The 14631-nt window shown below is 48.7% G+C and carries 14 protein-coding genes and 1 tRNA gene; 10 read left to right on the top strand and 5 right to left on the bottom strand.

The features are described 5' to 3' along the window. The first annotated feature begins 123 nt into the window (after positions 1-123). The gene (locus tag VT06_RS01780) at positions 124-405 is read left to right on the top strand and encodes a type II toxin-antitoxin system RelE/ParE family toxin (RefSeq protein ID WP_046552551.1); all 282 of its coding nucleotides are present in this window, start codon (positions 124-126) and stop codon (positions 403-405) included. Positions 406-419: 14 nt separating this feature from the next. Next, the gene (locus VT06_RS01775; protein WP_046552550.1) at positions 420-737 is read left to right on the top strand and encodes a HigA family addiction module antitoxin; all 318 of its coding nucleotides are present in this window, start codon (positions 420-422) and stop codon (positions 735-737) included. Positions 738-1154: 417 nt separating this feature from the next. Here the strand turns inward: VT06_RS01775 and VT06_RS01770 are convergent, their stop codons facing one another. The 4 genes from VT06_RS01770 to VT06_RS01755 form a co-directional block, all read right to left on the bottom strand. Then, positions 1155-2051, bottom strand: coding sequence for a PEP-CTERM sorting domain-containing protein (locus VT06_RS01770; protein ID WP_082122418.1), 897 nt, complete (start codon positions 2049-2051; stop codon positions 1155-1157). Between the two features lie 527 nt (positions 2052-2578). Continuing rightward, complete coding sequence (locus VT06_RS01765) at positions 2579-2890, bottom strand: hypothetical protein (protein WP_046552549.1); 312 nt, start codon at positions 2888-2890, stop codon at positions 2579-2581. Between the two features lie 318 nt (positions 2891-3208). Further along, positions 3209-3295: transfer RNA gene (locus VT06_RS01760), tRNA-Leu, on the bottom strand. 80 nt (positions 3296-3375) lie between these two features. Further along, on the bottom strand, positions 3376-4722 hold the full coding sequence (locus VT06_RS01755; protein ID WP_046552548.1) for a hypothetical protein: 1347 nt from the start codon (positions 4720-4722) through the stop codon (positions 3376-3378). A gap of 373 nt (positions 4723-5095) precedes the next feature. Here VT06_RS01755 and leuA point away from each other — a divergent pair, with 373 nt between their 5' ends. The 7 genes from leuA to VT06_RS17485 all read left to right on the top strand — a co-directional run bounded on the left by leuA (position 5096) and on the right by VT06_RS17485 (position 12661). Then, positions 5096-6694, top strand: coding sequence for a 2-isopropylmalate synthase (leuA, locus tag VT06_RS01750; protein ID WP_046552547.1), 1599 nt, complete (start codon positions 5096-5098; stop codon positions 6692-6694). Continuing rightward, the gene (gene leuB / locus VT06_RS01745) at positions 6691-7791 is read left to right on the top strand and encodes a 3-isopropylmalate dehydrogenase (RefSeq protein WP_046552546.1); all 1101 of its coding nucleotides are present in this window, start codon (positions 6691-6693) and stop codon (positions 7789-7791) included. Before leuA ends, leuB begins: the two co-directional genes overlap by 4 nt. Continuing rightward, positions 7788-9212 carry a 3-isopropylmalate dehydratase large subunit gene (gene leuC, locus VT06_RS01740; RefSeq protein ID WP_200897882.1) on the top strand — a complete coding sequence of 475 codons (1425 nt, stop codon included), beginning with the start codon at positions 7788-7790 and terminating at the stop codon, positions 9210-9212. The genes leuB and leuC overlap by 4 nt, the downstream gene beginning before the upstream one ends. Beyond that, complete coding sequence (gene leuD, locus VT06_RS01735) at positions 9209-9811, top strand: 3-isopropylmalate dehydratase small subunit (protein ID WP_046552545.1); 603 nt, start codon at positions 9209-9211, stop codon at positions 9809-9811. Before leuC ends, leuD begins: the two co-directional genes overlap by 4 nt. Before the next feature lie 124 nt (positions 9812-9935). Next, positions 9936-10346, top strand: coding sequence for a DUF2784 domain-containing protein (locus VT06_RS01730; protein ID WP_046552544.1), 411 nt, complete (start codon positions 9936-9938; stop codon positions 10344-10346). Between the two features lie 72 nt (positions 10347-10418). Beyond that, positions 10419-11669, top strand: coding sequence for a S1C family serine protease (locus VT06_RS01725; protein ID WP_052750140.1), 1251 nt, complete (start codon positions 10419-10421; stop codon positions 11667-11669). Further along, a complete protein-coding gene (locus VT06_RS17485; RefSeq protein WP_052750139.1) occupies positions 11657-12661 on the top strand; it encodes an FHA domain-containing protein in 1005 nt (334 codons plus the stop codon). The genes VT06_RS01725 and VT06_RS17485 overlap by 13 nt, the downstream gene beginning before the upstream one ends. A 93-nt stretch (positions 12662-12754) precedes the next feature. On the opposite strand, the gene VT06_RS01715 is transcribed toward VT06_RS17485, so the two are convergent. Continuing rightward, the gene (locus VT06_RS01715) at positions 12755-13708 is read right to left on the bottom strand and encodes a hypothetical protein (protein ID WP_046552543.1); all 954 of its coding nucleotides are present in this window, start codon (positions 13706-13708) and stop codon (positions 12755-12757) included. A 196-nt stretch (positions 13709-13904) separates the two neighbouring features. Here VT06_RS01715 and VT06_RS01710 point away from each other — a divergent pair, with 196 nt between their 5' ends. Beyond that, complete coding sequence (locus tag VT06_RS01710; protein ID WP_046552542.1) at positions 13905-14537, top strand: trimeric intracellular cation channel family protein; 633 nt, start codon at positions 13905-13907, stop codon at positions 14535-14537. The last annotated feature ends 94 nt before the right edge of the window (positions 14538-14631 follow it).

The raw sequence follows: 14631 nt of genomic DNA, 5'->3' as shown, positions 1-14631 counted from the left end.
CAGTTGGCTTTTGCTCCTTCGTCGCTAATTTTAGCCAACTATTTTTTGCCTGTTAACGGGGCATTATGCAGTCATTCCCCATCCTTATTGACAAGTGTCACGTGACGCAATACACTTTGTCCCATGATCAAATCCTTCGCTGATAAACGAACTCAAGAGCTGTACTCTAAAGGTACATTTAAGAAGTTTCCTGCGGATGTCGCACCGAGAGCTGCCAGAAAGCTTGAATACGTTGATCTGGCTGAACAGCTAGAGGATTTGAAAGTGCCGCCTGGCAATCGCCTTCACCCACTATCGGGAAGCAGACAGGGGCAGCACGCAATTTCAATAAACGATCAGTGGCGTATCTGTTTTCGTTTCGAGGATGGCGATGCGCATGAGGTCGAAGTGTGTGACTACCACTAAGTGAGGTGATGACTATGGCTATACCTAATACTGCCGGCATGCAGCGCAAGCCGACTCACCCTGGTGAAATGCTCAGAGAGGATTTTCTGCCGGACTATGCCCTGACCGTTGCGGGGTTGGCTGGATCTCTGGGTGTTTCTCGCCAGTCAGTAAATGAATTATTGCGCGAGCGCCGTGCTATCAGTCCCGAAATGGCGCTTCGGCTTGCTCGTTTGTTTGGTAACTCTCCGGAATTTTGGCTGAACGCGCAGCGATCTGTTGATCTTTGGACGGCAAAGCAGTCGGTCAAGCAAGAAGTGGATCGGATCAAGCCGCTACATGCTGCATATTAATTGGGGTCATTAATTGGGGTCAGAGCAAAATTAAACCTGCTTACGCCAACTTACGGGCCGCCCTCGTTTAGCCGCATGCTGGCGTCGCGCTATTAAAATTTCAACTTCCTGCTTAAACGGGTTATCTGAGTAGTAATGCCGGTGTTTGGTAACATCACCAGCAATAAAAAACTGCAACGCTAATGGCAGCTGTTCTGTTTAATACACAATATTGAAAAGCTGAATAATTACGCTAAGTTAGCGGCATAGCCAACCCGAAAAACTACTGAAAATAAGTACCTGCCAAGCCATTTATGTCGTTTACTGCTACAAGTCAAAAACCACAAACATCAAACAAGCAAAAAGCAAGACCTGACTCCAAAGTTTCAGAAACGACAAACCCCGCCGCAGCGGGGTCTGTTATGGAGAAATTTTCTCTCAGACCAGGCGACGGCGGGTAAATCCGAGCCCCACCAATCCAAGGCCCAGCAGCGCCAGCGTTACCGGTTCGGGTACGGCCACGACCCCGACGCCGCTACCGCTGAAGCCTTTGCTGCCGTAGTCGGTGGGGCCGCTGATATTGTCAGCGAGGCAATCGTTGGAAATGGTGTTGGTATCCATGGTCACCGCCGCATTCAACGCAATGACCCTACCGCACAGGATCGTTGCCGTGGTATTCAAGGTAACGCTCTGATCCGCGAGAATGTTTCCTGCGAACGCCGTGCTGGTACCAAGCGTAGCGGAGGTGCCTACCTGCCAATACACACCGTAATCTGCACCAAGAATGCCATTGATCACCTTGACACTCGAGGCGCTTGCGGTCGTGAGCGTCGTCCCGATCTGAAACACCCAGAGTGCATTGGCATTGCCTTGGGCGTTTAGATATAGACTGTTAGTCAATTGAGCCGACGAGGTAAATTTATAGACGCCCGGGGTCAGCGCGTTTGAACTGTTGTAGACGCCCAGATCAACACCACTTAAGTCGCTGGTGAACGATAAACCTGCAAGCACATTGTATGCAGTGAGGGCATCGAGCTGAGCCTGCTGCGCGACCCCATCCGTTAGGTGTACCGTTCCTGTCTGGGTAACGCTTCCCCCACCCGTGTACGAAGTGCCTGGGTAGAGACCCAGATCTCCCCAGATCGTGGTCGGGCCGGTATTGGTCACTGTTGAGGCACCCAGGACCGCGAAACTTTGAGCCGAACCCAAAATGGGCGTGGCCCATGCAGGGGAGGCGCAGCAAAACACGCCCACCACCGCCAATACCAGAACCGATGATGATTTCGGCGCGTTGATATTGCGTATACTGCTCGCATGCTTAGATATGATATTCATAATGATTTCCTTTTGGGATAAATGATGAAAACAATCAGGCTCGCTACAGCTTAAAGTTCAACCGCCTAACGTTATAAATGCATTTTTTACACCAGAAATAAATTTCTTATATATATCAATTCATTGCCACACTTATGCGCAGCCAAGTCGGAGTATGTGGGGCTAGATGCGTAAAGTTTTTCGACATTCGAATTGGCTTGGAGGATGTTTCTCAAGAAATAATTGGGGTTAGAAAATAATTGGGGTCAGAGCAAAATTAAGCCTGCTTACGCCAACCTACGGGCCGCCCTCGTTTAGCCCCGTGCTGAGTCGCGCTGTTTCTGTTGCTGCTAATGCTAGGTAACATGGATGAGCTTGGCAGATAGTTGAATTACGGACTAACGCATTAACGCCAAAGCCGGACCCTTTTTATTAAGAAGCAGGCGTAAAACGGATGACGCTTTAGGTGTACCCCTTGTTCGCAAGCCATTGCTCTGCTTCTTCAAAGGTGCTGCATAATATTCGTGAATAGCGTTCACTATCTGGGGTCATTGATCTAATTTGTTCTTTTTTAAGCATACCTTCACCCACAATACAATATAAGCCTCACAGCGCAAGCCTTTTTCAACAAGGTCTTGCAGCGCTTGCTTAGTAAAATATTGAAACTCAGGAGTACCTAAAGACCATTGACGAGCGTCAATAATTTTCCCGAACGTCGAGGTTGTTATCTTTGGCAAAAGCGCTCGAATATCACTAAAAGCTTGCTCAGCAGCTTCTTTGTTCCATTCACCGCTTACCGTCATCACAATAACATTGTTTCTCAAGCTCAACTGGTAACTGCCGTGGGCGTCAAATTTCAAAGTAAAAACCTCTGTTGTTAAACAAGTAATGAAAAGGAAGAATCAACAGTTACAATTAATTAGCCCTGCAAGTAAATACTAGTCGCCAATTCTACTAGAAACAATAATAGTAAGAAGTTGTTGTTTAACCTTGGGGGTCAGATCCAATTGTTAATTAAAACCTTAAACTATGCTTTTTTTTGCAACAATGCAGCTAAAAACTGTGATTTGGCTCGAAAAAAAACAATACGCTGCAAATTGACTACAAAGCATGGTTGTATGGCTTTTAGTGTCTGTATGAGATTGGGAGCAAAAAGATATTGTAAAGCTTGGAGTTAATGGTGCCCGGAGCCGGACTTGAACCGGCACGACCTTTCGATCGAGGGATTTTAAATCCCTTGTGTCTACCGATTTCACCACCCGGGCAGAGTTGCGTTGTACTGAAAAGTACTGGCAGGACGGCGCGCATGATAATGAACGCCGCCTACTTATGCAAGTGTTTTTATTTACCAATCTAACGATGACGGAATACGTGGCGATGATAATAGCCGGATAAAACGGGCCCAGCGCTCGTTTTGATCATCCGTTTGCTCAACATACTGTTTTACTAACTCTTTACCCCAGTTGTAGTTAATAACATAGGCGCCGTAGCTGTCAAAAAAGCGTAGCCGCTGCCGTGCTTCGGCCTCGCTGTTCAGGCTGTATTGCTGCAATAGTACCACTGCCCGTTCGCCGTCGATGTCGCCATTAAGGTACTGGCGGGCAATTTCGTTACCGGCGTAACTTAAGCGGGCCATTAATGTTAAAAAGGCAGCGTACTCAGCGGCAGTGGCAGGGTTTAACCCCGCCAGTGGGTATAGCACATCACGTTCAAACTGCAGCTTTTGCTCACCGGGGAACGCCAGTTCAATGCCATAATTGGCGCTACCCTCAGCAATTAACGATTGCGGGCTATACAACGGATAAACACTAAACTCCTGCCAACCAAGCTGGTTTACCAGTGTCTGCTCTAACAGTGCATTGTAAGTATGGTGGCCGGGGTAGCCTTCATGGCAGCCTAAATCGACCGCGCGGGAAATATCAATCGGCCGCTCGCTGTTAATCTGAATTAAGCTGTATGCCTTACCCTTATACCAGTTGTAACCGCTCCAGGGTTTGTCTTGCACATATTCCAAGCTAAAGTCTTCATGTTCGGGCAAGCTAATATACGCTGCAGTGCGTTGGCGGCATTCGCTGATGGCCCGTTGAAACACGGCATCGAGTTTATCGGCCGGAATAACAAAATTTTTGCGGTAGGCCACCACTCGCTCCGTTAAACTGCCCTCGCCAGGTACCAGCTCAGCAATGCCAGCGAGTACTTCATCAAAATCGCTCAGGCTATAATTCGGTGGCGTGGTGTCGTATAACGCCTGGGCCTGGGCTTCAAAATTAGCCTTGTTGCCGCGGCTTAAACTGTCAGCATGAAATGCCACTGCTTGCAGCTGTTTATCTAAATAATGCAAGCGTAACTTTTGCATGTCGTTGTCGGAAACCGGCTGGGTATCAATTTTCTGCAATAAATTTTTCGCCTGCGCCGCTATCTGGCCTGCGCTCAGCTCAAGCGCTATCGCCTCATCACGTAACTGCGCCGGGCCATAATAGGCATCAACATAATTGCTGTCATGCTCGCCCAGCGCTAACACCAGCTGCATATACTGGCGGGCAATATTGTCAGCATCGACAGTAGCGGCAACTCTCGGCTCAGGCGCTTTGCCACAGGCGGTGGCCAGCAGCAGGCTGGCAGACAGCAATAACGGTATAAACAGGCGGTGTGGTAAAGATGTTGCTATGGCAATTCGCGAAGAGTATGGCATAAGCCGCTTCCTTGTTTTTTTAGTGTGAAGATTATTATGCTGCTAGCCTAGCGTGTTGCCCAACAGGCAGCAACTTTTTACAACATATAGCCATCTATACTGTTGCAGTTAAAAAATAACCATGTTATTACTAATGGCATCTTGCTAACGACATCATAATAATTAAACAAAAAGAGCAATAAATGAATTTTAATCGTCGCGTTTCTACCATTAGCCTCCTCGTGCTCCTTATCGGCGCGCGGGGTGTCGCTTATTGGTAACTACGTAACGAACCAATAACAAAAAACCCCGTGCCACTGGCCGGGGTTTTTGCATTTTAAAGCCCCCGCCACAGCTTGCCACCTAACCCGAAACAACGGAACAGGATAAACAAATGAGCGGCGATAATAAAATTTGGATTTTTGACACTACCTTACGGGATGGCGAGCAAGCCTTGCGGGCTAGCTTAAGCCAGAAGCAGAAAATTCAGCTGGCGCATGCCATAGCACGTTTAAAAGTGGATGTAATGGAAGTGGGTTTTCCGGTGTCCAGCCCTGGCGATTTTGTCTCAGTGCAGCGTATTGCCCGCGAAGTAAAAGGCCCGGTTATTTGCGGCCTGGCGCGCGCAGTAGCCGCCGATATTGAAGCCTGCGGCGAGGCCTTAAAAGACGCCGAGCAGCGCCGTATTCATACCTTTATTGCCACCTCACCGCTGCATTTACAGTATAAATTGCGTAAAACATTAGCCCAGGCTAGCGAACAGGCCGTTGCCGCCATTAAATTAGCCAGCCGCTATACCGACGATATTGAATTTTCCTGTGAAGACGCAGGCCGTACGCCAATTGACGATTTATGCTGGATAGTTGAGCGAGCCATTAACGCCGGCGCTACCACCATTAATATCCCGGATACCGTCGGTTATACCATTCCTAATGAATTTGCAGCCATTATCAGTACCCTACGCAATAAAGTGCCGAACATGCATAAAGCCCGTTTAAGCGTGCATTGCCATAACGATTTAGGCTTGGCAGTAGCTAACAGCATTGGTGCTATTCAGGCAGGTGCCCGGCAAATTGAATGCACGGTAAACGGCATTGGCGAGCGCGCGGGTAATTGTTCGCTGGAAGAAGTGGCAATGATTATCAATACCCGTAAAGATGTATTAACACCGTTGTATACCGACATTAAAACTACCGAGATATACCGCAGTTCGCACTTAGTCAGCCAAATTTGCAATATGCCCATTCAACCGAACAAAGCCATTGTTGGCGAAAATGCTTTTGCGCACAGTTCTGGTATTCACCAAGACGGCGTATTAAAAGCGCAAAACACCTATGAGATTATGGCACCCGAGCAGGTGGGTATTCGCCAGAACGAGCTAAATTTAACCTCGCGCTCGGGCCGGCATGTTATTACGCACCGTTTAGCCGAGCTGGGTTACACCAAAGACGATTATGATGTAGAAGCCGTATACAAAAGCTTTGTGGCGCTGGCTGATCAAAAAGGCCGGGTGTTTGATTATGACTTAGAAGCACTGGTGTTTTTTGAGAATATGCAAGAGCAAAACGATTACTACGCACTGGAATTTTTAAGCTCGTCTACCCACACCGGCCACGTTGCCAGCGCCACGGTTGGTGTGCGCTGTGGTGAACACGTGTTTACCGAAGCCGCCACCGGCAACGGCCCGGTTGAAGCGGCCTTTAGCGCCATTACCCGCATTAGTAAACTGACGATTAAGATGGTTGATTTTAACTTACAAGCTAAAGGCAGCGGCGAAGATGCACTGGGCCAGGTAGACATTATTGCCGAGCACGAAGGCCGACGTTTTCACGGTGCCGGTTTGGCTACCGACATTGTGCGCAGCTCAGTGCTGGCCTATGTGCATGTGTTAAATATGATCCAACGTGCGCAAACTATTGACGCCCATAAACATGCCCAGAAACATACGCGTGAACAGCACACAGTAAAAATTGCAGCAGGTGAACAACGATGAGCAAACCCATAAACCAACAACAAAGCAAACACTACCAGGTAGCCGTGCTAGCCGGCGATGGCATTGGCCCGGAAGTAATGGCCGAAGCAGTAAAGGTATTAGAAGTAGTAGCCGACAAATTCCAGTTTGGCTTAAGCTTAACGCCCGCACTAATTGGCGGTGCCGCCATCGATGCCACCGGTGAGCCACTGCCAGCGCAAACCTTGTCGGTATGCCAGCAAAGCGACGCCATTTTATTTGGCTCAGTGGGTGGGCCAAAGTGGAGTGGTTTAGCACCCGATCAACAACCGGAGCGTGGTTCATTATTACCACTGCGAAAAACCTTCGACTTATTTTGCAATTTACGTCCCGGCCAAATTTATCCGGCCTTTGCCGACTTATCGCCGCTGCACCCGCGGGTTAGTAGCCTGGGTATGGATATATTATGTGTACGCGAACTTACGGGTGGCATTTATTTTGGTGAAAAAGGCCGCAGCGCCACCGATGCCTTCGATACCCAGCGGTACAGCGTGGCGGAAATAGAACGGATTGCCAAAGTAGCATTTGAGGCCGCAGCAAAACGCAGCAATAAGGTTACCTCTATTGATAAAGCCAATGTATTGCAAACCAGCATTTTATGGCGGGAAACCGTTACGCGTATCGGCAAAAACTACCCCGGCGTAACGCTAGAGCATATGTACATTGATAACGCCGCCATGCAGCTTATTCGCAGCCCACAGCAATTTGACGTATTGCTGTGCGATAACCTGTTTGGCGATATTTTATCGGATGAAATTGCCGCTATTGCCGGCTCACTGGGTTTATTACCTTCTGCCAGCTTAAACGGCAGTGGCTTTGGTTTATATGAGCCCGCAGGTGGCAGTGCACCTGATATTGCAGGCAAGGGCATTGCCAACCCCATCGCGCAAATTTTAAGCGCGGCCTTAATGCTGCGTTACAGCTTTGGCGAAGAGCCGGCGGCACGTGCTATTGAACAGGCAGTACAGCACTGCTTAGCGCAACACATTGTTACGCGCGATATTAACCCGAAATCAAGCTATGGCACTGCTGCAGTTGGCGCCGCCATTGTTGCCACTTTACGCCAGGAGAAAAAATGATGGGCCAGACGCTATATCAGAAAATATACAGCAGCCATGTGGTGGGTAAAGTAAACCCCAGCACCGATTTACTTTACGTAGACCGGCATTTAATTCACGAGGTAACCTCGCCACAAGCATTCTCTGGTTTAACGTTGGCTAACCGCAGCGTGCGCCGGCCCGACTTAACCTTTGCTACCATGGACCATAACGTTTCAACCCAACGCCGCAGCATGGACGCCGCCGGTGAAACCTCGCGCAAGCAACTGCAAGCGTTAGCGGCAAACTGTGCCGAAAACCGCATTGAATTACTGGATTTAACCCACCCTGATCAAGGCATAGTGCATGTTATTGGCCCAGAGCAGGGCTTAACTCAGCCCGGAATGATTATCGTGTGTGGTGATTCACACACCTCTACCCACGGTGCTTTTGGGGCTTTAGCTTTTGGTATTGGTACCTCAGAAGTAGAGCATGTGCTGGCTACTCAAACTTTGCCACAGCAACAGGCAAAAACCTTAAAAGTTGAAATTAACGGTGAGATTAGTGCGCATGTTACGCCAAAAGACGTCATTTTAGCGGTTATTGGTCAATTAGGCACCGCTGGCGGCAATGGTTATGTTGCCGAGTTTAGCGGCAATGTCATTAGTGCCATGAGCATGGAAGGCCGCATGACGCTGTGCAATATGAGTATTGAAATGGGTGCCAAAGCCGGTTTAATTGCCCCGGATCACACCACCTTCGAGTATATAAAAGGTAAAGCTCACGCCCCAAAAGCGGCACAGTGGGACGCCGCAATGCAGTATTGGCAAAGCCTGTACTCTGACGCCGATGCACCTTTTGACCATACGGTAACCATTGATGCCAGCGCTATTACGCCGCAAATTACCTGGGGCACTAACCCCGAGCAGGTTATGGCGGTAGACCAATGCGTGCCAGCCCCCGCCAGCTTTACCGATGCCACTAAACGTGACGCGGCCGAACAGGCGTTAGCGTATATGGGTTTAACGGCCGGGCAACGGCTAACCGACTGTAAAGTAGATGTGGTGTTTATTGGCAGTTGCACCAATAGCCGCATTGAAGATTTACGCGCCGCCGCCAGCATGGTAAGGGGCAAAAAAGTAGCTGCTGGAGTGCGCGCTTTAGTGGTGCCAGGCTCGGGCATAGTAAAACGCCAGGCCGAAGCAGAAGGCTTAGCCACGGTGTTTAAAGACGCTGGTTTTGAATGGCGTGAACCCGGCTGCAGTATGTGCCTGGGTATGAACGATGACCGAGTAGAAGCCGGCCAGCGCTGCGCCTCAACCAGTAACCGTAACTTTGAAGGCCGCCAGGGCCGCGGTGCCCGCACGCACTTAGTCAGCCCGGCCATGGCCGCAGCCGCAGCGATTGCCGGCAAATTCGTAAATATTGCGGCAGTAAACACCACGCCAGGAGCACAGCCATGAGTAAAATTTTTGCACAAGGGCTGGTATGCCCACTGGATAAAAACAACGTTGATACTGACCAGATCATTCCGAAACAGTTTTTAACCAGTGTTGGCCGGGACGGTTTTGCACAAGCGATGTTTTTCGATTGGCGCTATTTAGCCGATGGCAGCCCCAATCTGGAATTTGTTATTAACCAGCCACAGTACCAGGACGCCAGCATATTACTCACCCGCGCCAACTTTGGCTGCGGCTCCAGCCGCGAGCACGCGCCCTGGGCCATTAAACAGTCGGGCTTTAATGTGATTATTGCACAGAGCTTTGCCGATATTTTCTTTAATAACAGCGTTAACAACGCCATGTTATTAATTACCCTAAGCAAAACCAATATCGACTTACTGTTTAATCGCTGCCAACAGGGCCCGCAACAATGGCAAATTGACTTAGCCAGTCAGGAAATTATGTTTGGTAACAATGCCGCACTGGGTTTTAGTATCGACCCCGACATTAAACAGCGTTTATTATCTGGCCTGGATTTTATTGGCAGCAGCGAGCAATTAGATACCGACATTGCCCACTACGAGCAGCGCCGCAAAGCCAACTACCCCTGGTTGGGGTAAACCAAAGCATACGCAGTAGTAGTGAATAACATTAACCCAGCTAAATTACTCAACAGTAAGTAGACTGCTGTTACGCCCAGTAATAAAGAAAGCATATCGACTTTGATGATAAGGGGCACCACTAATGACCACGACTAACCCGACGTTACTGCTGCTACTGGCCGACACTATTTTAGTGCTCCACGTCTTGTTTGTAGTATTTGTAGTTTCTGGCCTGCTGGCTATTTACCTCGGCTACTGTCTAAAGTGGCACTGGGTTAGCAATAGAAAATTCCGCATCCTTCATTTGATAGCCATTGGCATCGTCGTGTTGCAGTCGTGGCTTGGGGTTATTTGCCCGTTAACTATTTGGGAAATGGCCTTAAGAGAGCAAGCCGGGGCGGCAACTTACACTGGTTCGTTTATTCAGCACTGGCTACAATATTTGCTGTACTACAGCGCGCCAAACTGGGTGTTTATTGCGCTTTACACCAGCTTCGCCTGCTTAGTATTATTAAGTTGGTATCTCGTGCCAGTAAGGGCAACCCGCGGTTAAAAGCGCGATAGTTACTTGTATTTCTGGCCGCAAGCCGTTAATTTGGCTACTTAATTAACAGGGATGCACACTATGTGGTACCGAGTATTCTGCGGTTTAGGGTTAATGCTGGCGCAGCCGGTTTGGGCCGATACCGCGCAAAATGTGTTTAGTAATTACCAGGATGCGCTTATTCAGGTGCAGGTTATTGAAAACCAAACTCAACGCAAATCGGCTATTGGCAGTGGTTTTTACGTTAGTAACAACTTAGTTATTACTAATTACCATGTTATTGCCGAAAAAATTCAGCAACAGCAACAATATCAATTAATGGCGAATCTGGGTACTGGCAGCAACCAGCAGCTAGACATTATTGCCGTTGACGTTATAAACGATTTAGCGCTGCTTCGCGCGCCGCAATTGCAGCAACACCCGTTTACTCTGGCTGGCAGCTTACCAGCACAAGGCGAGCAAGTATTTAGCCTGGGTAACCCACATGACTTAGGCATGGTTGTGGTGCCCGGTACTTTCAATGGCATGAAACAACAAAGCTTTTATCCACGACTTCATGTTACCGGCTCAATCAACCCGGGCATGAGTGGCGGCCCCAGCGTTAACAGTACTGGTGAAGTCATTGGGGTAAATGTGGCCACCGCCGGCAACCAAATTGGCTTTGTAGTGCCGGTAGCGCAAGTTAATACACTTATGGCCCGCGCCGGCAGCACAGTGCCGGAAATGGCCGTCTTACAGCAGCAAATTCTGCAGCAGTTACTGGCTAATCAGCAGCAAATGCTTAGCCCCTTGTTAAGTGACGCATGGAAAATGCAGGCACTTGGCAATGGCAGAGTACCGGAAGATATTGCGCCCTTTGTGCAGTGTTGGGGGCGCTCTAGCGATCGTAAAGAAGTAAATAGCATCTACTCGGCCAGTGCCAGCTGCGGGCAGAGCGAAGAGATTTATTTAAGCCAAAGCCTAACCACCGGCAAACTGGAAATGCAATTTGAATGGTTAGATGGCACCGATTTACCTCCGTTAAAATTTAACCACCATTATCAGGCAAAAATTGCCTACAGCAATGCCGATAATCGTGCTGGCAAACGCGATATAACTGAATTTAGTTGCCAAAGCGATATTGTGGCGCTGGCTAACCAGGCTACCCGGGTTATTTTTTGTGTCAGGGCTTATAAAGATTACCCAGGGCTATTTGACGCACTCTATATGGCCGCTACCATTGCAGACGGCCAACAGGGCTTTATTAGCCATTTTACGTTAGCCGGAGTAACACAAGATAACGCCAAAGCCTTTGCCCGTAAATTTATGGAGGCCGTAGTATGGCAATCCTGATTGAGCTATTAAACAGCCAGGGCCGGGTTATTGAGCGACATAAATTTAACCAGCAGCAAATAAGCCTGGGCCGTGGTTACCATAACGATATTATTCTGCTTGACCCGCATAGTTGTGCTGAACACGCGATATTAACCCTGGATGAGCAACAGCAATGGCAACTCACCGACATGGACTCGGTAAATGGTGTACGCAACCAACGCGGCCAGCGGGTTAGTCAGCAGCTTATCAGTAAGTCAGGCCAGGAGTTTACGCTTGGCCGCCAGCGCTTACGGTTACTGTTTAGTGATCATCCGATAGCCGCTACCCAGCCGTTACATGGCGCTGAGCGCCTGTTGCCACTGTTAAGTTCACCGTTATTGCTTATTTGCGCCGTGTTATTGGTTGCGCTAACGCTGGGTTATGAATTCTGGCTGGATGGCTTAGGTGAAGACAGTCAGTGGCAGCGGCAGCTGCTGCTTATTCCGTTTTTGTTGCTTATGTTTGCTCTGTGGCCGTTATTGCTGGCGCTGTGGGCACGTTTCACCGGCCGCGAACCGCAACTAAGGCCACAACTGGCACTAACCTTTAGCGTGCTGGTGCTGTGGACTTGCTGGGAAGCATTGGCCGCATTATTACACTTTAACCTGAATAACAATATGCTAAGCCAGGGTTTAAGCTATTTACTGCCTACGGCTCTGCTACTACTGTTTTTCTGGTTTAGCTTTAGTTTGTTAAGTATAAAACGCCGCTGGCTGCAGGTTGGCCTGACGTTACTATTTAGCAGCTTTTACTGGGTATACCCGTGGATGCAGCCAAGCCCTTTGCACTATGCGCCGCAGTATCAACATCAATTATTACCAGCCCCGTGGTTACTGCGCCAGCCAACCAGCACTGACAGCTTACTGGATAGCAGCGACCGCTTGTTTAGAAATACTGCAGCCAGAGCAGAGCAAACCCGCAACAAAAAACCACAGCAGGGGCAGCTAGGGCCACTAGCGAGTAACGAGTAGCGAGGAAATGACTTATTAAGGGTAGTCAGCCAACCACGGGCAATAAAAAAGGCAGCGTCGCTGCCTTTTTGTATGTTTGACGTTAGTGCTGGCTTAGTTTACCGCTATTGTCAGGTTGGCAAATTTAATTATTTGCTCTGGCGTTTGCAGTTCAGTCATTAACTGGCCTGATTGTAGCGCCTCAAAACTTAGTGGTTCAGCAAAATTAACGTTTAGCTGCAGTTTTTCCGGCTGGTTAATAAAGGTGGTCAGGCTTTCTTTAAATTCTAGTGGCAATGCTTCATTGGCAGTAACCGCCATTAATGCCATACCTTGTAATGCGTCCATTGGCGGCATTTGTCCTTGTGCACTGCCCATTGCGACTAAACGCTCGATAAAGCCATTATTGCTAATCACCAGCTCGCCATTTTTTAGCGCGCCTTTAACTAAATTCGCCATCACATCGGTCATATAGCTGTCAGACATACTCAGCTGCTGTTGCTCTTCCGGGGTTTTCTCACTCATGTTGCGGGCAAACGCCCACAGCGCCTGCATTTGCGCAAATGAGAAATTATACGACAGGCTAAACTCATCATTTATACGGGTAACCTGGCTAAAATACAGCTCGCCACTAGCTGGAGTATATTGATAACTGTAGTCAGCATGCAGTGCCACACCCTGAATAAACTCACTCATTTCAGGTGGCAACATCGCCAGCATGGCCGGTGCCACTTTTGCGCCAACTAGCTCGGCACTGCCTTTGTCAGCCAAGCCCTGAGGCTTTAAACCCACCGCCGTAACTTTGTCAATAGTAGCAACCTGCCCCATACCGGCAACGCTAACGTCAATACCTGAAACACTATAGCTAGAGGTTAACACATTAGCCGACACACCTTGGTAAGCAATGCTTACCGCAGGCATCATGCCAGTAGCCGCCAGCTCTGCATAAGACTTATTTGCCAGTTCAATTTGCGCTTTAATGGCCTTTTCAGCCTGACTATTGGCATAATAAAAGCCCGCTGCAGCAGCAACTACAACAATACCGGCACCAACAACTACTTTATTCATACTAATCCTTTATTCACTATTATTTACAAAAGCGTTAAATCGTAGCACACCCGCTTAGCTGCCGAAAAGACAGTATTGCAACTAATTGCTAAGTAGCTGTAGCCCGGTATATTAGTAGTTGGTATCGCGGGAAAACATTTACCTGCCCGCTAAAGCCTGCTAGCGTTACGTTATTCTGCGCTAAGCAAGCACTACCATGACAACTTACTTTTTCTGGTTTGATTTACTCGGCGTTGCAGTATTTGCGGTATCGGGCACCCTGGCGGCATGGCGTAATCAGATGGATGGTTTTGGGGTTATCGTGCTGGCCAGCGTTACCGCTATTGGCGGTGGTACCCTGCGCGACCTTATTCTTGATGTACCGGTTATCTGGATAAACAATAACAGCTATTTCTATGCCATTCTGCTGGCAGCAGTGACTACTATTTTGCTGGTGCGCAACCGGCTAACTATTCCTAACAATACGTTGCAAATTCTGGATGCGATTGGCTTGGCATTTTTTGTCATTATGGGCACCCAAAAAGCCTTGGATTATGGCACCTCTACTATGGTGGCTATTATGCTTGGCACTATGAGCGGCGTATGTGGCGGCATGATCCGTGATGTACTGTGCCGGGAAATCCCAATGGTGTTTCGTGGCGAGTTATATGCGGTAACCTGTTTAGTCGGCGGTGGTGTTTACACTGGCCTGCTGGCACTGGGCACAGGCCAGTTGTCTGCCATGCTGGCCGGCATGTCGGCGTTATTACTGCTTCGGCTGGCCGCCATTAAATGGCATATTACCATCCCGGTATTTGGCAAAAACCATCATGGCCTGAATGAGCCCTGAGCTTTCAGTATCAACGAGCGCCGCAGCATATTATTCGCAGCCCGTTTATTTCAAACTGGCATTTGCCGCCATTCCATGGATAATAAGCGGTAAT

Origin of the sequence: Arsukibacterium sp. MJ3, from assembly GCF_000987765.1 — a bacterium.
Taxonomy (GTDB): domain Bacteria; phylum Pseudomonadota; class Gammaproteobacteria; order Enterobacterales; family Alteromonadaceae; genus Alishewanella.
This window is presented reverse-complemented; position numbering and strand designations above follow the sequence as displayed.

Excerpts from the sequence above, each read along its gene's own strand:
- VT06_RS01730 (WP_046552544.1), top strand. The coding sequence starts at position 9,936 with ATGACCACGACTAACCCGACGTTACTGCTGCTACTGGCCGACACTATT.
- leuC (WP_200897882.1), top strand. The coding sequence starts at position 7,788 with ATGATGGGCCAGACGCTATATCAGAAAATATACAGCAGCCATGTGGTG.
- VT06_RS01755 (WP_046552548.1), bottom strand. The coding sequence starts at position 4,722 with ATGCCATACTCTTCGCGAATTGCCATAGCAACATCTTTACCACACCGC.
- VT06_RS01775 (WP_046552550.1), top strand. The coding sequence starts at position 420 with ATGGCTATACCTAATACTGCCGGCATGCAGCGCAAGCCGACTCACCCT.
- leuA (WP_046552547.1), top strand. The coding sequence starts at position 5,096 with ATGAGCGGCGATAATAAAATTTGGATTTTTGACACTACCTTACGGGAT.
- VT06_RS01715 (WP_046552543.1), bottom strand. The coding sequence starts at position 13,708 with ATGAATAAAGTAGTTGTTGGTGCCGGTATTGTTGTAGTTGCTGCTGCA.
- VT06_RS01780 (WP_046552551.1), top strand. The coding sequence starts at position 124 with ATGATCAAATCCTTCGCTGATAAACGAACTCAAGAGCTGTACTCTAAA.
- VT06_RS01770 (WP_082122418.1), bottom strand. The coding sequence starts at position 2,051 with ATGAATATCATATCTAAGCATGCGAGCAGTATACGCAATATCAACGCG.
- VT06_RS01725 (WP_052750140.1), top strand. The coding sequence starts at position 10,419 with ATGTGGTACCGAGTATTCTGCGGTTTAGGGTTAATGCTGGCGCAGCCG.
- VT06_RS01710 (WP_046552542.1), top strand. The coding sequence starts at position 13,905 with ATGACAACTTACTTTTTCTGGTTTGATTTACTCGGCGTTGCAGTATTT.
- leuB (WP_046552546.1), top strand. The coding sequence starts at position 6,691 with ATGAGCAAACCCATAAACCAACAACAAAGCAAACACTACCAGGTAGCC.
- VT06_RS17485 (WP_052750139.1), top strand. The coding sequence starts at position 11,657 with ATGGCAATCCTGATTGAGCTATTAAACAGCCAGGGCCGGGTTATTGAG.
- leuD (WP_046552545.1), top strand. The coding sequence starts at position 9,209 with ATGAGTAAAATTTTTGCACAAGGGCTGGTATGCCCACTGGATAAAAAC.